The organism is Aureimonas sp. SA4125 (assembly GCF_019973775.1).
Lineage (GTDB): Bacteria > Pseudomonadota > Alphaproteobacteria > Rhizobiales > Rhizobiaceae > Plantimonas.
Genome location: NZ_AP025032.1, coordinates 739,408 through 761,704 on the forward strand (window position 1 = coordinate 739,408; position 22,297 = coordinate 761,704).

Here is a 22,297-nt window from a genome sequence, read left to right on the forward strand (position 1 = left end):
GGCGGCTTCGTACTCACATGGCCGTGCCGGCGAAAGCTCCCTGCCTCCCCGTGCCGGCTCTTGCCCCGGTCCCCTAGCGCACGGGCAACTCGTCCGGTCGCCGGGCGATGAGATCGTCGCGGCTGGAGACGAGATGATCGCGCAAGGCAGCGACCATCTCCTCGATCCGGCCGCCGGCGAAAGCGTCGATGATCCGCTGGTGCTCCCGGCTCATCCGCTCGAAAACGTAGGTCTCTACCGAATAGGTGCGAACGGTCTGGATGCGCAGCTGAATGGATTGATGCCAGCCGGTCAAGACCTCGTTGCCGCCGAGCTTCATGATCATTTCGTGGAACTCGCGGTCGAGCGCGATCGCCTTGACCAGAACGCCCTGGCTGCGCGCCGGCATCAGCCGGAGCTGCGCCTGGCAGAGATCGGACGCCTTGCGGATGAAGGCTGCGTCGACCCGCGACGCGGCAAAACCGGTGCTGAGCGCATTCGTCTCGAGAAGAATGCGCGCCTCGTAGATCTCGCCGATGTCGGCGACGCTGAAGCGGCGCACCAGCGATGCCCGGCGATCGGTGCCGGTGACGAGACCGTCGCGTTCCAAGAGCGCCAGCGCCTCCTTGATCGGCGTCTGGCTGACGGCCAGTTCCTGCGCGAGCTCGTCCGGGAGCAGTCGCTGGCCGGCACTGAGCTCGCCCGACAGGATCTTGCTCTGGATCTCCGCATAGGCCTGGCGTGCCAGTGTCGGCCGTCCGATCGTCATTGCGCTCCCTTCCGGTGTCGCGCCGAGATCAACACGCCTGTGGAAACGCCGTCAAATAAAAAATTTTCTATCGAGTTTTTCCGGTCGGCATGAGAGCCATAGTGACGGCAACTTCGGCCGTTCCGCCCGCCTTGCGCGCCGCCCTTCGATGCCGGGAGGGCGACGATGTCGCTGGGGCATGTCACCGACATACAGGATATGAATGGTGTGCATTGCTTTAAAGCGGCCGTGATATGCTTGGGCAGTCAATAATAACCTGGAAAATTTTATAATTTGGTTCATAATATGAGCGTAGAAATGGATAGGTATTTGACCATTTGATAAGGCGGACTGATGTCATTCACTTCACTCTCCATCGCCGGACGACTTCGTCTTGTCATGTTTCTGGCGGCGGCCGCCTTTGTTGTGATGGCAGCGATGGCGTGGGTGCAGGGTCAGAGGGTGATCGACAGCATGACGGTCGCCGACACGCTGCGTGACGGACTGGGCGACATCTCTGTCGCGCGCCTCGCCAATGTCAGGCTGGTACTGGCCGCCATGGACAGCATCATCGACCGGGACGACGGCGCTGTTTCCCCCGAGCGCCTGAAGATCATCAGCGACGAGTTCCAAACCCTGCGCCAGATGGCCAAGGACGGGCCCTCGCTCGCCGCGACGCTTGGCATGACCGGCGGCATGGACGGCTTTGCCGCCAATGTCGAAAGCCTCGCCGAGGCGATTTCGACGACGCTGCCTGCGCTGATCGGCGATCGTGCGCCGATGGAGGCCTTCGCTGTCATCGACGACACCATCGACGGCTCGGGCGAGCAACTCTCCAACACGCTGACGCTGCTCCAGGAGAAGGCCGATGCGCGGCTCGCGCAGGAGATCGCCACCGCCGACGAAGCCGCACACAACGCCTTTTACTTCCAGCTCGGCGCAGCGATCGCTGCCTTTCTGATCATCATACCTCTGATGATGATCATCTCGCATTCGATCGTCAGTGCGATCCACTCGCTCGGCCTCAGCATGTCTGCCTTGACGCGCGGCGACCATGATTCGCCGGTCGTCGGCCAGGACCGGTCGGACGAGATCGGCGCGATGGCCCGGGCGGTTCAGGTGTTCAAGGCCGCCGCCATCGAAAACAAGCGTCTGGCGGCCGAGGCGGCATCTGCGCGGGCGGCGCAGGCAAGCCAGCGCGAGCGGCAGTCGGCCATCGATCAGTCCAAGGAAGAGGACCTGCGCACCTTCGTGCACGCGGTCGAGAACAGCTTCGACGCTCTGTCGGCGGGCGATCTGACGGTGCGCATGGATCAGGCCGTGGCGCCGGAGTTCGAGCCGATCCGGGAGAAGTTCAATGCCAGCGTCGCCGAGCTGGAAGCCGCCATCGGCGGCGTCGCCGGGGGCGTGGCGACGCTGCGCACCGGTCTTGCCGAAATCTCCGTCGCCTCCAACGACCTCGCCCAGCGCACCGAGCAGCAGGCGGCGAGCCTCGAGGAGACGGTCGCGGCGCTGTCGGAAGTGACGACGGGCGTCAACCAGACGGCGGAGGGCGCAGCCCAGGCCCAGGTCGGCGCGACGGCGGCGCAGAAGAATGCCGAGAAGGGTGGCGAGATCGTCGCCAAGGCGGTCGCGGCGATGAGCCAGATCGAGCATTCCTCGGAGGAAATCGGCAAGATCATCGGCGTCATCGACGAGATCGCCTTCCAGACCAACCTTCTGGCCCTCAACGCCGGCGTCGAGGCGGCGCGGGCGGGCGAGGCGGGCCGCGGCTTTGCCGTCGTCGCGCAGGAAGTGCGCGGGCTCGCCCAGCGCTCGGCGGAAGCGGCCAAGGAGATCAAGGCGCTGATCTCGACCTCGTCGAAACAGGTCGGCGAGGGCGTCGAGCTGGTGACGGCGTCGGGCAAGTCGCTGGATGCCATCGTCACGCAGGTCGCGGAGATGTCGGCGGTCGTCGCCGAGATCGCCCGCAGCGCCAAGGAGCAGGCGATCTCGCTGCGCGAGGTCTCGGGCGCCGCCGACCAGATGGACAAGGTCACGCAGCAGAACGCCGCGATGGTCGAGGAGGCGACGGCCGCGGCGCAGACGCTGTCGGACGAGACCGACGAGCTCGCCGCCATGGTCGAGCGCTTCACCACCAGAACCGGCCACGGCGGCAAGGCCGCCCCGGCGCGCAGCCAGCCGTCCCGCCCGGCCGCCGCTCGCCCGACAGCCCGCCCGGTGACGCAGATGCGCACCACCGGCCAAGCCGCCCCGGCGGCCGACAGCTGGGAAGAGTTCTGAGCCTGCCTGCCACCACTGCGTATTTCCTTGAGCCACAGCTGGAACCCATGACATGACCCTGTTCGCTAGTCGTTCGGACGATATTCTGAGGGCTCTGGGCCGATCGCTTGGTGTCATCGAGTTCGATCCCTCGGGAAAAGTGCTGGCCGCCAACGCGAATTTTTGCGCGCTGATGGGGTACGAGCCGAGCGAGATCATCGGACAGAAGCACCGCATCTTCGTCGAGCCGGGCGATGTGATTTCGCAGGACTACCAGTCGTTCTGGCCAAACCTTGCCGATGGCTCCTTCCTTTCCGATGAGTTCAAGCGCATCGGAAAGGGCGGCAAGACCGTCTGGATCCAGGCGAGCTACAATCCGATCACTAACAGCAAGGGACGGGTCTATAGGGTCGTGAAGTTCGCGACCGACATCACCGACGCCAAGCGGCGGGCAATCGAGGATGCCGGCAAGCTCAAGGCGCTGTCCGATTCACAGGCGATCATCGAGTTCACGCCGGATGGCGACATCCTCTCCGCCAATGAGAATTTCCTGCTGACCGTCGGCTATTCCCTCGACGAGGTGAAGGGCCGCCATCACCGCATCTTCGTCGATCCGGCCTATGCGGCAACCCCGGCCTACGGCGCGTTCTGGGACGAATTGCGCGCAGGGCGCTTTCAAGCGGCCGACTTCAAGCGATTCGGCAAGGGCGGCAAGGCGGTCTGGATCCAGGCCTCCTACAATCCGATCCGCGACGAGAATGGCGTGGTGGTGAAGGTCGTGAAGTTCGCCACCGATCTGTCCGACCGGATGATGGCCGTGTCGTGCCTTGGCGAGGCTCTCGGCCGCCTGGCCGACGGCGATCTGGCCCAGCGTCTGGAACGTCCCTTCATTCCTTCGCTGGAATCCCTGCGGGAGAATTTCAACGCGTCGCTGGAAAAGCTGCAACTGGCGATGTCGTCGGTCAGCCGCAATGCCGATGTCATTCATTCCGGCTCTGCACAGATCATGACTGCCTCGGAAGATCTCTCGCAGCGCGCTGCGCAGCAGGCCGCAGCCCTGGAAGAGGCCTCCGCGACACTGTCGGAAATGACCAGCACCGTCAGGGATTCGAGCCTGCGCGCCGAGGAAGTCGGCTCCATCGTGTCGCAGACCAAGCAGGACGCGGAAAAGTCGGGCACCGTCGTCGAACAGGCCGTCTCGGCCATGGCGGCGATCGAGCGGTCCTCCGAGGAGATCGGCAAGATCATCGGCGTCATCGACGAGATCGCCTTCCAGACCAATCTCCTGGCGCTGAATGCCGGCGTCGAGGCGGCGCGGGCGGGCGAGGCGGGCCGTGGCTTTGCCGTCGTCGCCCAGGAAGTGCGCGGCCTCGCCCAGCGCTCGGCCGAGGCCGCCAAGCAGATCAAGGACCTCATCTCGATGTCCGGCAAGCAGGTCGATTCCGGGGTGAACCTCGTCGGCCAGGCCGGGACGGCGCTTCGCGGCATCGTCGCCAGCGTCGTCACCATCGACGCCCTGATCGCCACGATCGTCGAGGCCAGTCGCAGCCAGACCTCAGGTCTCGCCGAAATCAACGGTGCGGTCGGAACCCTCGATCAGGGCACGCAGCAGAACGCTGCCATGGTCGAGCAGTCGACCGCCGCAAGCAACGAACTGGCGAGCGAGGCCGCGGCGATGCACGCGCTGTTGTCGCACTTCAAACTGGGCGCCGCCGGCGGGCGCCGGCCGGCTGTTCACGCTCTTCGCGACAGGGTCGCGCAGGCCTATCCCGCACGCCGAAAGGGGTGACGGTCGGGAGGGCCGCGTCTCCTCAGGCGGCGATGCCGCCCGTCTCCCTCAGCCGGATCGTTTTTGCCCCGGTCCACAGCGTTTCCCGCCCAAGCCGCGCGAGATCGTCGAGGCCGTCGGTGATGGTCAGGAAATGGTTGCCGGCGAGCGGTCCCGCCTTCGAGGCGAAGGCGACGGGGCCGTAGGCGAGGAGGAATTCCGTTTCGCTGACGCCGCCGGGATAGAGGATCATCTGGCCGGGCGCCGGATGGCTCGTGGCATTCTCGTAGCCGAGGCCGAAATCATGGGCGCCCAGCGGAATCCAGCAGGCCTCGCCCGACCAGCGGACATGGATGATGCGCTGATCGTAGGGAAGGATGCGGCGCACGGCCGCGACGGTCTGCGGCGCCGCCTCGGTCTCGAAGCGGGCGGAAAAGCGGATGCCGTCGATCTCGACCGTGACGGTCATGGTGTCGCTCCTCAAAGCAGGTTCGCCGTTTCCTCGTGGGCAGGGAGGACTGTCTATGCCCGAACGCGGCCTTCGAGAAGGCGGACGGCGGCGACCACGCCGTCGACGACGGGCAGGCCGAAACGCGCCGCATACGCCTGCGCCAAATCCGCCATGCCGGCACAGCCGAGGACGATGGCGTCGGGGCGGTCCTCCGCCAGCGCTTGGGCGATCTCCTCGGCGACCGTTTCGCGCGCCGCCGAGCCTTCGCGCTCCAGCGCCAGCACCGGTACTTCCGAGGCGCGCACCTTGATGCAATCCGCCGCCAGCCCATAGGTCTCGATATTCTCCTGGATCACCGGGATCGAGACCGACAGCGTCGTGACCACGCAGAAGCGCCGCCCGCCCGTCCGTGCTTCCAAAAAGGCCGCCTCGCCGATGCCGACGACGGGCTTGTGCGTCAGGCGGCGGGCTTCGAAGAGGCCGGTGTCGTCGAAGCAGGCGATGGCGAAGCCGTCCACGGCGTCGGCATGCTCGGCCACCAGCGCCAAAAGCCCGGGCACCGCTGCCTCTCCGTCTTCCGGTCCTTGGATCGAGGCCGGCCCCGTGCGGGAGGTGAGGGCGACGATCTCGGTATCGGGCGCCGCGGCAGCCCGCGCTGCCGCGGCGATCTTGTCCGTCATCGACGCCGTCGAATTGGGGTTGATGAAGCACAGGCGCATCGGGAACTTTCGGAGCAGATCATGGCCGCGAAAAGCGCGACGAGGTTACAGTAGGACGGGGCGGTAGGGGGCAGTTTAAGCGGCGGCAGTCAGCGCGAGCCCCGCACGGACTGCTCTGTCCCAGCCGTCGACGAGGGGCGGCCTAGACGCCCTTGCCGGCATCGGAGGCGCCACGCGTCCGGCGTCGGCGAAGGAGAAGGCCGGTGCCGAGCGTCAGGCCGATGACGAGGAAGGAGATCGCCGTCGTCATCGTCCCGAGCGCGTAGATCGCCGGCGTCGTGACCGTCGAGGTGAGGCCCTGGAGTTCCAGCGGCAGCGTGTTCGGCCCGCCGATTGCCTGGCTGGTCCTGGCGATCTCGTCCCAGGAAAGGGTGAAGCCGAACAGCGCGACGCCGATGAGATAGGGCGAAATGATCGGCAACACGACATGGCGAAAGGTCTGCCAAGGCGTCGCGCCGAGATCGCGCGCGGCCTCCTCATAGGCCGGATTGAAGCGGTTGAAGACGACGAACATGATCAGCATGCCGAAGGGCAGCGTCCAGGTGAGATGGGCGCCGAGCGCCGAGGTGAAGAGACCCATGGCCGACTGGAAGCCCGGGCCGGCGAGACCCGTCGATTTCAGGAAATCGTCGACGATGCGAAATTCCAGCGCGATGCCGAGCGAGACGACGATCGATGGCAGGATGAGACTTGCGATGGCGATGTAGAAGAGCAGCGTCGAGCCGAAGAAGCGGCGGCGGAATGCGAGGCCTGCCAGGACCGAGATCACCACCGTCAGCACGGTGACGGCAAGGCCGAGGCGGAAGGACCGGCCGAAGGCGGCCCAGACGTCGACGACGCCGAGCCCTTCCCACAAGACGCCGAACCAGTGCAGCGAGACGCCGTTCATCGGGAAGGTCATGCCGCCCTGCGGCCCCTGGAACGACAGGATGACGATGGTCAGCGTCGGCCCGTAGAGGAAGGCGACGAACAGCGTGAAGAAGGCGGCGAGGACGTAGAAGGTCGGGGTGCGGCTCTCACCCATGCTCAGAGTTCCTTCCGGATGTCGACGACCCGTGTCAGGGCGAAGATCATGATGAGGACGGTGAGGAGCAGCACCACGGCGTTGGCCGCGGCGATCGGGAATTGCAGGTAGCTGATCTCGACCGAGATGGTCTTGCCGACCGAGGCGATCTGCTGGCCGCCCATGAGGCCGATGGTGATGAAGTCGCCCATGACGATGGTGACGACGAAGATCGAGCCGATGGCGATGCCGGTCTTTGACAGGGGGATGATGACGTTCGTCAGCGTCTGCCAGCCGGTGGCGCCGGCATCGCGCGCCGCCTCGATCAGCGACCGGTCGATGCGCAGCATGGAATTGTAGATCGGCACCACCATGAAGAAGGTGAAGAGGTGGACGAAGGTGATGGTCACCGAGAACTTCGAATAGAGCAGCCAGTCGAGCGGCATGTCGATCGCCCCGATATTCTGCAAGGTCTGGTTGACGAGGCCCTCGCGCCCGAGCAGCGGGATCCAGGAGATCATCCGGATGACGTTGGAGGTCCAGAACGGGATGGTGCAGACGAGGAACAGCACCGACTGCACCGCCTTGCTGCGCACCTCGAAGGCCAGGAAATAGGCGACGGTGAAACCGATCAGAAGCGTCAGCACCCAGACGATGACGCAGAAATAGAGGGTCGAGAGATAGGTCTTGAAGGTCGTGCACAGGTCCGGCAGCCGGACGATGCAGCGGTCGAACACGTCCATGTAGTTCTGTACGACGAAAGCCGGCTGGATCGAATAGTTCTCGTAGGTCCAGAAGCTGACGACGAGGATGAAGACCAGCGGGATGACGAGGAACAGGAAGAAGACCAGCGCCAGCGGCAGGGCCTGCAGATAGGGGGCGATGCCGACGCGTGTGCTCATGGGAGGATCCGGGTGCGAGGTCGAAGCTGTTGATCTCCCCCCTTGAGGGGGAGATGGCCGGCAGGACAGAGGGGGTGAGCCGCCGCTGGCGCCCCTCCATCTTGCCGGTCCCGGGGCGCGAGGTCCCGGAACCAAAGTCGACGCGGAGGGTGGAAGCGCCGGCGCTTGACGGCGCCCCCCTCTGGCCTGCCGGCCATCTCCCCCTCAAGGGGGGGAGATCAGCCAGCTTCCGCCGCCTTACGCGGCGACGAACTCGTTCCACTTGCGGACCATGTAGGCGTCCTCGTCCATGACGGCGTTCCAGCAGGCGACGGCGCCCATCCGCTCCTCGTAGGAACCGCCGTCGCGCTTGGCGCCTTTCAGGGCGATGGTCTCGCCGGACGGGGACTTGATGTCCTGCTCGGCTTCCTTGCCCTCCATCCAGTAGGCCCATTCATAGGGCTCCATGGCCGCCTTGGCGGTCGGCAGCACGCCGGAATAGTAGCCCTGGCGGTTGAGGAAGGCGCCGGCCCAGCCGGACAGGAACCAGTTGACGAACTCGTAGGCCGCGTCGAGTTTTGGTCCTTCGAGGGTGGCGGGCAAAGCAAAGCCCGAGGCCCAGGCGCGATAGCCCTCCTTCAGCGGCTGGAAGACGCAGTCGATGCCCTTGCCGCGCACGGCGGTGACCGCCGGCGACCACATCGACTGGATCACCACTTCGCCCGAGGACATGAGGTTGACGCTCTCGTTGAAGTCCGACCAGAGGGCGCGGAACTGACCGGCCTGCTTGGCCTCGATCAGCGTCGCGATGGTCATGTCGATCTCGTCGCGGGTCATGTTGCCCTTGTCGGGATATTTGTACTTGCCGGTCGCCTCGATCGCCATCGCGGCGTCCATGATGCCGATCGAGGGAATGTTGAGGATCGAGGCCTTGCCCTTGAATTCGGGGTTCAGCAGCTCCGACCAGCTCTCGATCGGCCGGCCGATCAGGTCTGGGCGGATGCCGAGCGTGTCGGCATTGTAGGTGGTCGGGATCAGCGAGATCCACTGCGTCGGTTCGGTGGCGAATTCCTTCGACTTGTTCTCCTTGAGGTAGAGAACCTCCCAGGGCGCGGTGCCCTGGTCGCCGATCTTCTTGCCGCCGATCTCGCCCTTGGTGAAGACGGGCGTGATGTTGTCGAATTCCTTGATCTTGGTCGCGTCCATGCCCATCAGATTTCCCGACGGCACGAACTTCTTCAGCGAGAAGTATTCGGTGTCGACGATGTCGAACGTGTTGGGCTGGGTGATGATCCGCTTGGTCACCTCGTCGGTGGTGACGGGCACGTATTCGATGGTGATGCCGAGGTCTTCCTTGACCTTGTCGGCAATCTCCTTCGACTGGTTCACCGCCGTGCCGAGATAGCGCAGGGTTTTCGCCTCCTGCGCGCGGGCACTGCTGACATAGGGAAAGCCGGTGATCTTGCCGGCGCCGATGGTGCCGGCGACGGCGGCCGTGGTCTTCAGGAAGCTGCGGCGGCTGACGCCGGAAAAGAGCTTGTCGGTCATGTCTGTCCTTTGGTTCTTGCGGGGACGGGAAGGGTTCAGGCGTTGGCGGAGAGGACGATCTCGTCCTCCCGCGCCCAGTGGATGGTGCGGCTGTCGCCGAGTGCGGCGGGGTCGGGGAAATACAGTTCCTCCGGGATCACGGCGGTGATCTCGCCGGCGTCTGGCGTGGCGAGGACGACGGTGACCGAGGCGCCCTGGTATTCGACGCCGCGCACTTCGCCGGACAGCGTGCGCGTCGCTTCGCCGCCCTGGCCGAGGCGGATGCGGTCGGCGCGCACGGTCAGCGGCCGGCCCTCCATCGTCACGACGTTATGCCCGCCCATGAAGCGCGCGACGAAGGCGGTGCGCGGCCGATGGAAGACGTCCTGCGGCGTGCCGGACTGCTCGATCTTGCCGTCCTTCATGATGACGACGAGATCGGCCAGCGCCATGGCCTCGTCCTGGCCATGCGTCACGTGCAGGAAGGAGATGCCGAGCTCGCGCTGCAGACGCTTCAGTTCCGTGCGAACGCGCAGGCGCAGGAACGGGTCGAGCGCCGACAAGGGCTCGTCGAGGAGGAGAATGCCCGGATCGGTGACGAGTGCGCGGGCGAGCGCCACGCGCTGCTGCTGGCCGCCGGAGAGCTGCGCCGGCATGCGCTCGGCGAACTTGCCGAGATCGACGAGTTCCATCACCGCGCCGGCCTTGGCATAGCGCGCCGTCTTGTCCTGCCCGCGCATCTTCAAGGAGAAGGCGATGTTGTCGCGCACCGTCAGATGCGGGAACAGCGCGTAGTTCTGGAACATCATCGCCGTGCCGCGCTGCGACGGGGGCAGGTTGGTGATGTTGGCATTGCCGAGGATGATGTCGCCCGTCGAGGCGATCTCGTGGCCTGCGATCATCCGCAGGGTGGAAGACTTGCCGCAGCCGGATGGTCCGAGAAAGCAGCAATAGGTGCCGGCGGGAACGCGGAGGTCGACCGCGTCGACGGCGACGGTTTCGCCGTAGCGCTTGGTGACCTTGATCAGTTCCAGCTTGCCGTCGCTCATGCATGTCTCCGGGCTATCCGTTCTCTCCCATGCATCGGCCGTGCCAATTCTCGCGCGGCCGGCTTTTGACGAGGATGGTAGGCAAGGCAGAGGGTTAGGCGGGGCGGCTGTCAGGGGGATCTGTCGCATTCGTCGGCAGCTTGCCGGTTCATCTGCACAAATTGTGTACAATTTTTGTGCGCGATTTTCTTTTGCACTGCAAAGGTGCTTCTGCCATCCTAGAGGCATCAGCGAAGGATGGGGACATGGCGGAGCCTTCGATGGCGCGGCAGAGCGGGGAGGCGTCATGGAAGCCGATCCACGACGCGCTGCACGACGCCATCATCCGCCATCGGCTGGATCCCGGCGCCAAGCTCGTCGAGGACGAGATCGCAGAACTCTTCGGCGTCTCGCGCACCATTGTCCGGACGGCGCTGCAGGCGCTGGCACGCGACGGCGTCGTGGTGATGCAGCGCAACAGGGGGGCGAGCGTGGCGCATCCGCCGCCGCAGGAGGCGCGCGAGATCTTCGAGGCCCGAGCGCTCGTCGAGCCGGAGATCGCGGCGATGGCGGCAGCGCGATTTGCCGCCGGCGATAGCGAACGGCTCCGCGGCTGCCTTGCTGCCGAGCATGCCGCCGTTGCCGCCGACAATCCGCGCGAGGCGGTCTATCTCTCGGCTAAATTCCACCGCGTCATCGCGGATCTTGCCGGCCATGCCGTGCTGGCGTCCATCCTTGGCGACCTCCTGTCACGCTCCTCGCTGGTCATCGCTCTCTACTGGCGGCGCCCGGAGGCGATGTGCGAGAGCCGCGCCCATCACGCCATCGTCGACGCGCTGGAGGCCGGCGACGGTGCGCGGGCGGCGTCGCTGATGCGCCGCCATCTCGCCGAGCTTCTCGCCGGGCTCGACCTGTCGGAGCGGCCAGTCCGGCGGTCGAGCCTGTCCGAAGCGCTTTTCTCTCCCTTGCGAGAAGCCGGTTCCGTCCCGACGCCGCCGACGCTGCCGCGGCTGCAGCGTTCACGAGAGGGGTAGAGATCGCATTCGATTTGATCAGAAAGTGCATGCATAACTGTGCGCGATCTAGGCATTTGAGTGCGTGCATTGCGTTCGCGTGCAGTGCGGCGCTATCACCGGAGGACGACTGGCGAGAGAGCGGATCGGCATGCGAGGCGACGGCGACATCAAGAAGGCGACGGCGGACAAGGTCGGCACCATCTGCCGGGCGATCCGCCGGGCGATCCTGGAGCGGGCCCTGGCGCCGGCCGACAAGCTGCCGGAAGATTCGCTCGGCGAGCGTTTCGGCGTCAGCCGCACCATCGCCCGTCACGCCTTGGGGCAATTGGCGTCCGAAGGCCTGGTCGAACTCCGACGCAACCGCATGGCGGTGGTCGCGACGCCCTCCTTCGAAGAGGCACGCGACGATTTCGACATCCGCATCGAGCTCGAGCGCCTCGTCGTGCGGGCTCTCGTCGGCCGTCTGACGCCGGCCCAGTTGCGCGACCTCGAAGCCCATCTCGCCGCCGAGGAGGCCGCGCATGGTGGACCCGAGGCGAACTCCATCCGCCTTGCCACGGAGTTCCACGTCCTTCTCGCCGAGATGACGAAGAAGCCGATCCTCATCCGCTATGTCAGCGAGATCGCCTACCGCTCCTGCCTGGCGCTCGCCACCTTCGGTCGGCCGCATTCGTCGGAATGCGCGGTCAGCGAGCACCGGCGTTTGCTGGAGGCCCTCGCTTCCGGCGATGGCGAAAGGGCGATGGCGCTGATGGCCGAGCATCTCGACGCCGTCGCCCAGCGCGCTCTTCTCACCGCGCCCGAGCCGCGCGGCCGCGACCTGATGGACATCCTCGCGCCCTATGCCGAGGCGGTGCAGCCGCAACCGAAGAGCGGCCAGGCATCCGCCAAGACCTGAGCCGCCGCGGAGAAAGGCCCGGCCTCAGCGGCGAAGTGCTGGATCGAGGATCCATTCGGCGCTGTCGTTCCACACGTCCATCTTGACGATCCGTCCGTCCCTGACGACGAAGCGGTCGACATAGCGGTTGCCGTCGAAGGGCGTGCCATCCGGCCAGGCGCCATAGAGATAGCCGGTCGAATAGACCACGGTCTCGCCGTGCCCCGGCGCCACGTCGAACCGCAGCATGCGCTTCTTCACCCAGGCATAGCGGCCGGCGTTCACCGAGGTCGGACCCCGCGGATGATCGAATTCCCGCCCGCCGGTGAAGGTGATGGTGCAGCCCGGCGCCATGTATTGCGCGGCCGCATCGGGATCGGGAATCATCGACGCCTCGAGATAGTCGTGAACGATCTGCGCATCGGCTGTGAGCGCTCCGCCGAGCGGATTGGATGCAGTCATCGCGTTTTCCTCTTCACATCGCTGAAAAACAGTCATACAGTTTGACCTAGAAAATGCATGCAGAATTTTTGGGCAGTTTTCCCCGGTTTACGCCACAAATTAGGCATCGCCTGCTCTGCCGACCGGACGCGGTCGTCATTCCACCTGCTTCCGCCCGCCGTGCCTGTCTCTGGATCCGCCTTCGACGCCCGAGACCTCGTCGCCACCCTCTGCAACCCAACGACTGGAGAAACCGATGCGCCTGAAACTCCTTGCCGCCGCGATCGCGACTTTCGCGCTCGCCCATCCCAGCTTTGCCGAGAGCCTGAAGGTCGGCGCCAACATCGGCAATGTTCCCTGGGAGTTCCAGGACGAAACCGGCCAGAATGTCGGCTTCGAGATCGAACTGGCGACGGAAGTCGCCAAGCGGATCGGCTACGAGGACATCGCCATCGAGAACATCCCGTTCAACGGCCTGTTCTCCGCGGTCCAGTCCGGCCGCGTCGATACGGCGATCTCCTCGATCACCATCACGGCCAAGCGCCTGTCCTCGGTCTCCTTCGCCCAGCCCTATTACGACAGCGACCAGTCGCTCTCGGCGCTGACGACCTCGGACGTGAAGGGCACGTCGACCCTGAAGGGCAAGATCGTCGGCGTCGATACCGGCTCGACCGGCGACATCTATGCGACGGAAAAGCAGGCCGAGCTCGGCATTGCTGACATCCGCCGCTACGAGGGTCTCGCCCCCGCCATGCTCGACCTCGCCGCCGGCCGCATCGACGGCTACATCTCCGACATCCCGGCCGTTGCCTACTACATCAAGGACAAGCCGCAATACGCCGTGGTCGAGCGCATCAAGACCGGCGAGCAGTATTCGATGATGTTCGCCAAGGACTCGCCGCTCACCGCCAAGGCCAGCGAGGCGATCTCGGCGCTGAAGAAGGAGGGCTTCATCTCCAAGCTGCACGAGAAGTGGTTCGGCACCGTGCCGGAGGCCACGACCAGCTCCGTCGCCGAGGCCGAGACGCCGAAGACCACGGACTGATCGGGACGAGACGCCACTCTTCTCCCCGCCGGGGAGACGATGGACGTCGCGCAGCGACGGCTGGATCAGGGGGTATGCGTCCGGCGAGAAGGCATCGGTTCTGACCCGGCGCTCCCCTCATCCCGCTGCCGCGACCTTCTCCCCAAAGGGGAGAGGAAGCTATCGATACAGGCCGCGACCGTCTTCCAGTAAAGCGCTGACCTTTGATGTCGTCATCCCGGGCTTGACCGGGGACCCCTGCCGAGACGCTGTCATTGCCAAATCGGGTCCGGATATTGCACCCGGTCCACCGTTCTCGATTGTGTTCGACGGTTTGGCATGAATCCCGGATCAAGTCCGGGATGACCAATCTTCAAAGGAAGCGGCAAGCTTCGAGCCACCGCACCGCTACTCTTCGCGCTCATTCGCAATGACCGAACTTCCACCACCCCACCGACCCGAAAGCCCGAATGGATATCGTCACCACCTTCTTCAACGTCGACGTGCTCTGGCAGAGCCTGCCGCGACTCTTCGAGGGCCTGTGGGTGACGATCGCGCTGGGCGCGCTGTCGATCGCGCTCGGGCTCGTCGGCGGCATGGTCCTGGCGCTCGTCCGGCTTTATGGCGCGGCGCCGTTCCGCTTTCTGGCGGTGGCCTATATCGACGTGTTCCGGGCGCTGCCGGTGCTGGTCTGGCTGGTCATCGTCTACTACGCCTTTCCCTTCATCGGTATCCGCTGGTCGCCCTTCGTCTCCGCCTGCTTCGCGCTGACCACGGTGTCGAGCGCCTACACTGCCGAGATCTACCGTGCCGGCATCGAGGCGATCCCGCGGGGCCAGTTCGAGGCGGCGCAGTCGATTGGCCTTTCCTCCTGGCACGTGATGCGCGACGTCGTCCTGCCGCAGGCCATCCGCATCGTCATCCCGCCGCTGACCAACAACTCGATCAACGTCATGAAGGACACGGCGCTCGCCTCGGTCGTGGCCCTGCCGGACCTGTTGAAGCAGGCGACGCAGTCGCAGGCGCTCGCCGCCAACCCGACACCGCTGATCGGTGCCGCGATCCTCTATCTCCTGCTTCTGCTGCCGCTCGTGCGCCTCGTCGCGCGCTTCGAAAGCCGCTATTCCAGACGGGAGGCGAGATGATGGAGCCGCTCATCCGCATGCGCGGCGTCGGCAAGCGTTTCGGCCAGTTCGACGCCCTGAAGAATGTCGATCTCGACGTCGCCGCGGGCGAGGTCGTCGTGCTGCTCGGCCCGTCCGGGTCCGGCAAGTCGACGCTGATCCGCTGCATCAACCACCTCGAGGAATATGACTCCGGCGACGTCTTCGTCGGCGGCATCCGCGTCGAGCGTGGCCGCAATCTCCTGAAGGTACGCCAGCAAACCGGAATGGTTTTCCAGGCCTTCAACCTCTTCCCCAATCTTTCCGTACTCGACAATGTCGCGCTCGGCCCGGTCCGCGTAAAGAAACTGTCCTGGGAGGCCGCCCGTGAGAAGGCGCAGGCGTTGCTCGCTCGTGTCGGCATCGCCGAGCAGGCCGAAAAGTTTCCGACGCAGCTTTCCGGCGGCCAGCAGCAGCGCGTCGGCATCGCCCGGGCGCTGGCGATGGAGCCGCGCATCCTCCTCTTCGACGAGCCGACCTCGGCGCTCGACCCTGAAATGGTCGGCGAGGTGCTGGACGTGATCAAGCGCCTGGCCCATTCCGGCGTCACCATGGTTCTCGTCACGCACGAGATGGGGTTCGCCCGCCAGGTCGCCGACCGCATCGTCTTCATGGAGGCCGGCGAGATCAAGGAGATCTCGAGGCCTGACGTGTTCTTCACCGCGACAACGAACGAGCGGGCGCGCGCCTTTCTCGACGCCGTCCTCAACCACTAGTCAGACTGACGGCGCCCGGCGCCAGACAAGGCAGACGCATGACCCTCGATCTCGATTTCGTTCGCTCCCAGTTCCCCGCGCTCGCCGGCGAATGGGCCTTCATGGACAATGCCGGTGGCAGCCAGGTGCTCCAGCGCGTCGCCGACCGGATGAGCGATTATCTCCTGACGTCGAACGTCCAGACCGGGGCGAGCTACGCACCGAGCCAGGTGTCGACAGCCCGCGTCGGCGAGGCGCGCAAGGCGTTCGCCACGTTCATGAACGCCGCCGACGCCGGCGAGATCGTCATGGGCCCGTCGACGACGATTCTCATCCGCTTCCTGTCCGAGGCGATGACGGGCCGCCTGCAGCCGGGCGACGAGATCATCCTCACCAACACCGACCACGAATCCAATATCGGCCCCTGGCTGAAGCACGCCGACCGCGGCGTCGTCATCAAGTTCTGGAAGTGCGATCCCGAGACCTTCGAGCTCGACCTGGCCGACCTCAAGGCGCTGATGACGGAGAAGACGAAGTTCGTCTGCGTTACCCATGCCTCGAACATCCTCGGCACGATCAACCCGATCGCCGAGATCGCCGGGATCGTCCATGCCGGCGGCGCGGAACTCTGCGTCGATGCCGTCGCCTATGCCCCGCACCGCGCCATCGATTTTGCAGCGCTCGGCGCCGACTACTACATCTTCAGCGTCTACAAGGTGTTCGGGCCGCATTTCGCGGTCATGGCCGGCAAGCGCGACAAGCTGCTGCAGCTCGACAACATCTACCACTATTTCTTCGACAAGAGCCGCGTGCCGCACAAGCTGGAGCCCGGCAATGTCAGCTACGAGGCGGCCTGGGCCTCGGTCGGCGCCGCCGACTATGTCGAGGAACTCGGCACGCGGGGAGGGGCTCCGGCCGGCCGGCCGGCCATCGAAGCGGGCTTTGCCGCCATTGCCGAGCAGGAGCGGGCGCTGACGGCGCAGCTGATGGATTTCCTCACCAGCCGCAATTCCGTCCGCATCATCGGCCGCACCTCCACCGCGATCGCCGACCGCGTCTCGACCGTCAGCTTCACGGTCGGGCAGGAGAACTCCCGCCGCATCGTCGAGGCCGTCGACGGCCACAAGGTCGGCATCCGCCACGGCGACTTCTACGCCAAGCGCCTCGTCGAGGAGCATGGACTTGCGGCCCAGGAGGGCGCCGTGCGCGTGTCCATGGTGCACTACAACACCGCAGCCGAAGTCGACCGGCTGATCGCCGCCCTCGAGCCGAACCTCTGATGGCGGCCGGCATGGAATTCGACCTCGTCATCGCCGGCGGCACGGTGGCCACGGCCTCCGACATGTTTTCCTGCGATATCGGCATCAAGGACGGCGTCATCGTCCAGCTCGGCCGTGATCTCGGTCCGGCGAAGGAGACCATCGATGCCGCCGGCAAATACGTGCTGCCGGGCGGCATCGACAGCCATGTCCACATCGCCCAGCCCTCGGGCGAGGGCATCGTCATGGCCGACGGCTTCGAGTCCGGCACGCGCTCCGCGCTCTTTGGCGGCAACACGACCATCATGCCCTTCTGCCTGCAGCAGAAAGGCGAGAGCCTTCGCGAGGCGCTCGGCGCCTATCACGCTCTCGCGGAAGGCCAATGCTACACCGACATTTCCTTCCACCTCATCGTCTCGGATCCCACCGCCGCGGTTCTGGGTCAGGAACTGCCGGCGCTCGTCGCCGATGGCTACACCTCGTTCAAGGTGTTCATGACCTATGAGAACCTCCGGCTGAACGATGCCGAGATCCTCGCCACCATGGACGTCGCCCGCCGCACCGGGGCGCTGGTCATGGTCCACTGCGAGAACGAGGACGCGATTCGCTATCTCATCGGCCGGCACGAGGCGGAGGGCGAGGTGCGCCCGCGCGCGCACGCGACGACGCGGCCGGTGGCGGCGGAGCGCGAGGCGACGCATCGGGCGATGTCGCTGGCCGAGATCGTCGACGTGCCCGTCGTCATCGTCCACGTCTCGAACGGCGCGGCGATCGAGGAGATCCGGCGGGCGCGGGCGCGCGGTCGCAAGGTGGTGGCCGAGACCTGTCCGCAATATCTGATGCTGACCGCCGCCGATCTCGAGGGCATGGACTGGGAGGGCGCGAAGTTCGTCTGCTCGCCGCCGCCGCGCGACGAGGCCGAGCAGGAGGCTTGTTGGAACGGCCTGGAGGAGGGGACCTTCGACCTCTTCTCCTCCGACCACTGCCCGTTCCGCTACGAGGATGCGCAGGGCAAGCTGAACCCGAAGGGCGCCGCCAATTTCCGGCACATCCCGAACGGCATCCCCGGTGTCGAGACGCGCCTGCCGATCCTCTTCTCCGAAGGCGTCATGAAGGGCCGCATCGACCTGCCGCGCTTCGTGGCGCTCACGGCGACCAATCAGGCCAAGGTCTACGGCCTCTATCCGCAGAAGGGCACGATCGCCGTCGGCGCAGACGCGGATATCGCGATCTGGGACCCGGCCGCGGAGCGCGTCATTCGCCATGCCGACCTCCACGACGGCGCCGATTACACGCCTTATGAAGGCCTCTCGGTAACCGGATGGCCGACGACCGTCGTCCTCGGCGGCAGGGTCATGGTCCGGGACGGCGAGCTGGTCGGAAACAAGGGCGACGGCGCCTATCGCAGCCGCAGTCTGTCCAGCCTGACCGCAGTCCGCGGATGAAGGTCGCGTCGCGCCAACGCCTTGCACGCCGGTGCCCGTTATATGGGCGCGCAATAAACTTGGGCATATGTGGTTGACACCACCTCGCACTCGGCTAGGCTGACGTCACATACCGGCCCCGACCTGCCGGACTGGCATCCCCGCCTCGCCACCTTCCCGGGTTTATTCGGGGCGGGTGCGCGAGGCTATTTTTTTGGGAGCAACTGTTTGAAGCCGACAGAAATCCCACCCGTCCTGGCGCAGGCCGAGAACCGGCGACGTGCAAGCCGCGACGCTTTGCAGGCGGCAGTGTCTTGGCGGTGGGCAACGGTGCGCGCGGCGTGGTGACGCCAAGCGGTCCGGACAACGTGGTGCTGGCGGTTCGCGGCCTGTCGATCCGCTTCCAGCCCGGCGCCAATCTCGTCGAGGGCGTCGACCTCACCGTTCGGCGCGGCGAGACGCTCTGCATCGTCGGCGAATCCGGCTGCGGCAAGAGCATCACCGCATTGGCGCTGATGGGCCTCCTGAAGATGCCGCCGGCCGAGATCACCGGCGGCACGGCGCACTTCGAGGGCGCCGACATGCTGACCCTTAGCGAGGACGCTCGCTCGGACCTGCGCGGCAACAGGATCTCGATGATCTTCCAGGAGCCGATGACCTCGCTCAATCCCGCCTTCACCATCGGCGACCAGATCGCCGAGAGCATCGTCCGGCACCGCAAGGTGCCGGCGAAGGAGGCGGCGGCGCTCGCGCTCGACATGCTGCGCAAGGTCCGCATCCCCGCGCCGGAGACGCGTTACGGCAACTATCCGCACCAGATGTCGGGCGGCATGCGCCAGCGCGTGATGATCGCCATGGCGCTTGCCAACAGCCCGCGCCTCCTCGTCGCCGACGAGCCGACGACGGCGCTCGACGTCACCATCCAGGCGCAGATCCTCGACCTGATCAAAGCTCTGCAGGACGACACCGGCACGGCGGTCATCATGATCACCCATGATCTCGCCGTCGTCGCCGAGACCGCCGACCATGTCGCGGTCATGTATGCCGGCCACATCGTCGAATCCGGCCCGGTGGCCGAGATCTTCGCCGATCCGCAGCACCCCTATACGATCGGACTGATGGGCGCGATGCCCTCGCTCGGCCGGCGCGAGGCGCAGCTGACGACGATTTTCGGAACCGTGCCGTCGATCGAGCGCATGCCGACCGGCTGCCGCTTTGCGCCGCGTTGCCCCTTCGTCCAGACGCGCTGCACGGAGGCCGCGCCTCCTCTCGGCTCCATCGGCAAAGGCGGCCACCGGGCCGCCTGCTGGTATGCGCCGCTCGAAACCCATTTCGCCGAGGTCGCGTGATGGCCGTCCAGGCCCCGATCCTCGAGACCGTGTCGCTGGTCAAGCATTTCGGCGGCAAGCGCCAGCTCTTCTCGCGCTCCCCGTTGGTTCAGGCGGTCGGCGGCGTGTCGCTGAAGGTGATGAACGGCGAGACTTTCGCCATCGTCGGGGAATCGGGCTGCGGCAAGTCGACCCTCGGACGATTGATGATCCGGCTCCTGGAGCCGACGTCAGGCGACGTCATCTATGCCGGCCGCAATCTCGGCAGCCTGACGAAAGCCGAGATGCGCGGGCTCCGGCGCGAGTTGCAGATCGTCTTCCAGGACCCCTTCGCCTCGCTCAACCCGCAGATGAGCGTCACCGACATCGTCGGCGAACCGCTCTGGCTGCACGGCATCGGCGACAAGTCCGAGCGGCGCGACCGGGTGATGGAGATCTTCCGCACCGTCGGCCTGCGCCCCGACATGGCCGACCGCTATCCGCACGAATTCTCCGGTGGCCAGCGCCAGCGCATCGGCATCGCCCGGGCGCTCGCCGGCGAGCCGAAGCTGATCCTCGGCGACGAGCCGGTGTCGGCCCTCGACGTCTCGATCCAGGCGCAGATCGTGAACCTCCTGGAGGAGCTGAAGGAGCGGCTGAAGCTGACGCTGATCATCGTCGCCCATGATCTGGCCGTCATTCGCCACATGAGCGACCGCGTCGCGGTGATGTATCTCGGCGAGGTCGTCGAGATCGCGGCCACCGACGCGCTCTTCGACACGCCGCTGCATCCCTATTCGCAGGCGCTGCTCGACGCGATCCCGGTGGCGGCCGCGGGCCCGCCACGTCAGCGCACGCCGCTGCAGGGCGACGTGCCGAGCCCGACGAAACCGCCCCCCGGCTGCCGCTTCCACACCCGCTGCCCGCATGCGAGGCCCCTTTGCCGCGAGGCAAGGCCCATCCTGGAAACGCCTGCCGATCAAGGCGGCCGCCAGGTCGCCTGCCATTTCTGGCGTGAGATCCAGGCTGCCGGCGGCACGCCGAAGCTGAGCCCTCCTTCCAATCCTGTCCTGGCACAGCGTCTCGGCCTTTACCGCGCCCGCCAGGGTGGCCACGCCGGCCTCATCTCCGACACGACCTCGACAGAAAAGGAACCCGCATGAACAAGTTCAGATGGATGCTTCTCGCGTCCTGCCTTCTCGCCACCTCCGCGGCCTCGGCCCAGACGCTTCGCATCGGCCTGAAGGAGGATCCGGACGTCCTCGACCCGCACCGGGCCCGCACCTATGTCGGCCGCATCGTCTTCACCTCGCTCTGCGACAAGCTGATCGACATCACGCCCGACCTGAAGTTCGCACCCCAGCTGGCGACGGAATGGTCGTGGAACGAGGCCCAGACCGAACTCACCTTCAAGCTGCGCGAGGGCGTCACCTTCCATGACGGCGCGAAGTTCGATTCCGCGGCGGTGAAGGCCAATATCGAGCGCGCGCTGACGCTGCCCGACTCCAACCGCAAGAGCGAACTCTCCTCGGTCGAAAGCGTTTCCGCTCCCGATCCGCTGACCGCGGTGATCAAGCTGAAGCAGCCGGACGCGACGCTGCTTGCGACGCTTTCCGACCGCGCCGGCATGATGCTGTCGCCCGCCGCCTTCTCGGGCGACGCCGACTTCTCGCAGAAGCCTGTCTGCTCCGGCCCTTACGAGTTCGTCAGCCGTGTCCAGAACGACCGGATCACCCTGAAGAAATTCCCGGGCTACTGGAACGCCAAGGAATACCCAATCGAGGAAGTCGCCTTCATCGCGATCACCGACGCGACGGTGAAGCTGGCAAACCTTCGCTCTGGCGATATCGACATGCTCGAGCGCCTCGCGCCGACCGACGTGCCCTCGGTCAAGGAGGACACGAGCCTTGCATTCGTGCCGGTGACGGGTCTCGGCTACCTGTCGATCCGCTTCAACACCGCCAATGGCGAGCGGGCCAAGGGTCCGGCCGGCGCCGACAAGCGCGTGCGCCAGGCCTTCCAGCTCGCCATCGGCCGCGACGTCATCAACGAGGTCGCCGGCAACGGCATCTATCCGCCGGCGCTGCAACCCTTCCCGCCGTCGAGCCCCTATCACAGCGACAAGTTCCCGCCGGTGGCACGCGATGTCGAAAAGGCCAAGGCGCTCCTGGCCGAGGCCGGCATGCCCAATCCGAGCTTCGAGCTCGCCTTCGGCACCGGCAGCGACAATCAGCAGCTGGCCGAACTGATGCAGGCGATGGCCGCCGAGGCCGGGATCAACATCACGCTCCGCGCCACCGAATTTGCCGCCATGCAGAATGAAATGGAGGCCGGCAACTTCGAGGCGGCGATGATCGGCTGGTCGGGCCGTGTCGATCCCGACGGCAACATCCACCAGTTCGTCACCTGCGAGGGCAATCTGAACGATTCGAAGTATTGCAACGAGGCCGTCGACAAGTCTCTCGACGCCGCTCGCCGCGTCACCGAAGAGACGGAGCGCAAGGCGCTCTACGATGCGGCGCAGGAGATTCTCCAGGACGACCTGCCGCTGGTCTACGTCTACTATCAGCCTTGGCCGTTCGTCCTGAACAAGAACGTCACCGGCTTCACGCCCTATCCCGACGGCATGATCCGTCTCAAGGGCATGAACGTCGGCAGCTGAACCCAGGGCGGGCGGCTTCGGCGGCCCGCTCTGAGCAGGAGGGTCGGCTCCGGCCGCCCGCGT

20 protein-coding genes are annotated in these 22,297 nt (G+C 65.8%); 12 read left to right on the forward strand and 8 right to left on the reverse strand.

The genetic code is table 11. The features are described from left to right. Positions 1-73: 73 nt before the first annotated feature. Positions 74-748: a GntR family transcriptional regulator gene (locus Sa4125_RS03355; protein WP_224003665.1), complete on the reverse strand. Its 675-nt coding sequence runs from the start codon at positions 746-748 to the stop codon at positions 74-76. 333 nt (positions 749-1,081) lie between these two features. Here Sa4125_RS03355 and Sa4125_RS03360 point away from each other — a divergent pair, with 333 nt between their 5' ends. Beyond that, entirely contained in the window at positions 1,082-3,010 is a 1,929-nt protein-coding gene (locus tag Sa4125_RS03360) for a methyl-accepting chemotaxis protein (RefSeq protein WP_224003667.1), read from the forward strand. Positions 3,011-3,062: 52 nt separating this feature from the next. After that, positions 3,063-4,778 (forward strand): PAS domain-containing methyl-accepting chemotaxis protein, encoded by a 1,716-nt coding sequence (locus Sa4125_RS03365; protein WP_275967462.1) that lies wholly within the window; start codon positions 3,063-3,065, stop codon positions 4,776-4,778. Positions 4,779-4,800: 22 nt separating this feature from the next. On the opposite strand, the gene Sa4125_RS03370 is transcribed toward Sa4125_RS03365, so the two are convergent. From Sa4125_RS03370 to Sa4125_RS03395, 6 genes are all read right to left on the reverse strand, one after another. After that, entirely contained in the window at positions 4,801-5,226 is a 426-nt protein-coding gene (locus Sa4125_RS03370) for a DUF3830 family protein (RefSeq protein ID WP_224003669.1), read from the reverse strand. 53 nt (positions 5,227-5,279) lie between these two features. Continuing rightward, positions 5,280-5,927 carry an aspartate/glutamate racemase family protein gene (locus Sa4125_RS03375; RefSeq protein WP_224003671.1) on the reverse strand — a complete coding sequence of 216 codons (648 nt, stop codon included), beginning with the start codon at positions 5,925-5,927 and terminating at the stop codon, positions 5,280-5,282. A 142-nt stretch (positions 5,928-6,069) separates the two neighbouring features. Beyond that, positions 6,070-6,951 (reverse strand): ABC transporter permease, encoded by an 882-nt coding sequence (locus Sa4125_RS03380; RefSeq protein ID WP_224003673.1) that lies wholly within the window; start codon positions 6,949-6,951, stop codon positions 6,070-6,072. A 2-nt stretch (positions 6,952-6,953) separates the two neighbouring features. Further along, on the reverse strand, positions 6,954-7,832 hold the full coding sequence (locus tag Sa4125_RS03385; RefSeq protein WP_224003675.1) for an ABC transporter permease: 879 nt from the start codon (positions 7,830-7,832) through the stop codon (positions 6,954-6,956). Positions 7,833-8,069: 237 nt separating this feature from the next. Beyond that, positions 8,070-9,359, reverse strand: coding sequence for a PotD/PotF family extracellular solute-binding protein (locus Sa4125_RS03390; protein ID WP_224003677.1), 1,290 nt, complete (start codon positions 9,357-9,359; stop codon positions 8,070-8,072). A 35-nt stretch (positions 9,360-9,394) separates the two neighbouring features. Further along, positions 9,395-10,387, reverse strand: a complete 993-nt coding sequence (locus Sa4125_RS03395) for an ABC transporter ATP-binding protein (RefSeq protein ID WP_224003679.1) — start codon at positions 10,385-10,387, stop codon at positions 9,395-9,397. A 245-nt stretch (positions 10,388-10,632) separates the two neighbouring features. Between Sa4125_RS03395 and Sa4125_RS03400 the strand changes: the two genes are divergently transcribed. Both Sa4125_RS03400 and Sa4125_RS03405 read left to right on the forward strand, forming a co-directional pair. Beyond that, positions 10,633-11,400 carry a GntR family transcriptional regulator gene (locus Sa4125_RS03400; RefSeq protein WP_224003681.1) on the forward strand — a complete coding sequence of 256 codons (768 nt, stop codon included), beginning with the start codon at positions 10,633-10,635 and terminating at the stop codon, positions 11,398-11,400. Positions 11,401-11,530: 130 nt separating this feature from the next. Then, entirely contained in the window at positions 11,531-12,280 is a 750-nt protein-coding gene (locus Sa4125_RS03405; RefSeq protein WP_224003683.1) for a GntR family transcriptional regulator, read from the forward strand. 24 nt (positions 12,281-12,304) lie between these two features. Here Sa4125_RS03405 and Sa4125_RS03410 read toward each other — a convergent pair whose 3' ends face one another. Beyond that, positions 12,305-12,721 carry a nuclear transport factor 2 family protein gene (locus Sa4125_RS03410; protein WP_224003685.1) on the reverse strand — a complete coding sequence of 139 codons (417 nt, stop codon included), beginning with the start codon at positions 12,719-12,721 and terminating at the stop codon, positions 12,305-12,307. A 235-nt stretch (positions 12,722-12,956) separates the two neighbouring features. On the opposite strand from Sa4125_RS03410, the gene Sa4125_RS03415 reads away from it, so the two are divergent. The 8 genes from Sa4125_RS03415 to Sa4125_RS03450 all read left to right on the forward strand — a co-directional run bounded on the left by Sa4125_RS03415 (position 12,957) and on the right by Sa4125_RS03450 (position 22,234). Further along, complete coding sequence (locus tag Sa4125_RS03415; RefSeq protein WP_224003687.1) at positions 12,957-13,745, forward strand: ABC transporter substrate-binding protein; 789 nt, start codon at positions 12,957-12,959, stop codon at positions 13,743-13,745. 449 nt (positions 13,746-14,194) lie between these two features. Continuing rightward, on the forward strand, positions 14,195-14,869 hold the full coding sequence (locus Sa4125_RS03420; RefSeq protein ID WP_224003689.1) for an amino acid ABC transporter permease: 675 nt from the start codon (positions 14,195-14,197) through the stop codon (positions 14,867-14,869). Continuing rightward, positions 14,869-15,603: an amino acid ABC transporter ATP-binding protein gene (locus tag Sa4125_RS03425; RefSeq protein ID WP_224003691.1), complete on the forward strand. Its 735-nt coding sequence runs from the start codon at positions 14,869-14,871 to the stop codon at positions 15,601-15,603. The genes Sa4125_RS03420 and Sa4125_RS03425 overlap by 1 nt, the downstream gene beginning before the upstream one ends. Before the next feature lie 38 nt (positions 15,604-15,641). Continuing rightward, complete coding sequence (locus Sa4125_RS03430; protein WP_224003693.1) at positions 15,642-16,862, forward strand: cysteine desulfurase-like protein; 1,221 nt, start codon at positions 15,642-15,644, stop codon at positions 16,860-16,862. A gap of 11 nt (positions 16,863-16,873) precedes the next feature. Further along, complete coding sequence (gene hydA, locus Sa4125_RS03435; protein WP_224007493.1) at positions 16,874-18,286, forward strand: dihydropyrimidinase; 1,413 nt, start codon at positions 16,874-16,876, stop codon at positions 18,284-18,286. Positions 18,287-18,585: 299 nt separating this feature from the next. Continuing rightward, the gene (locus tag Sa4125_RS03440) at positions 18,586-19,614 is read left to right on the forward strand and encodes an ABC transporter ATP-binding protein (RefSeq protein ID WP_345944334.1); all 1,029 of its coding nucleotides are present in this window, start codon (positions 18,586-18,588) and stop codon (positions 19,612-19,614) included. Further along, the gene (locus Sa4125_RS03445) at positions 19,614-20,735 is read left to right on the forward strand and encodes an oligopeptide/dipeptide ABC transporter ATP-binding protein (RefSeq protein WP_224003697.1); all 1,122 of its coding nucleotides are present in this window, start codon (positions 19,614-19,616) and stop codon (positions 20,733-20,735) included. Before Sa4125_RS03440 ends, Sa4125_RS03445 begins: the two co-directional genes overlap by 1 nt. Next, on the forward strand, positions 20,732-22,234 hold the full coding sequence (locus Sa4125_RS03450) for an ABC transporter substrate-binding protein (RefSeq protein WP_224003699.1): 1,503 nt from the start codon (positions 20,732-20,734) through the stop codon (positions 22,232-22,234). Before Sa4125_RS03445 ends, Sa4125_RS03450 begins: the two co-directional genes overlap by 4 nt. The last annotated feature ends 63 nt before the right edge of the window (positions 22,235-22,297 follow it).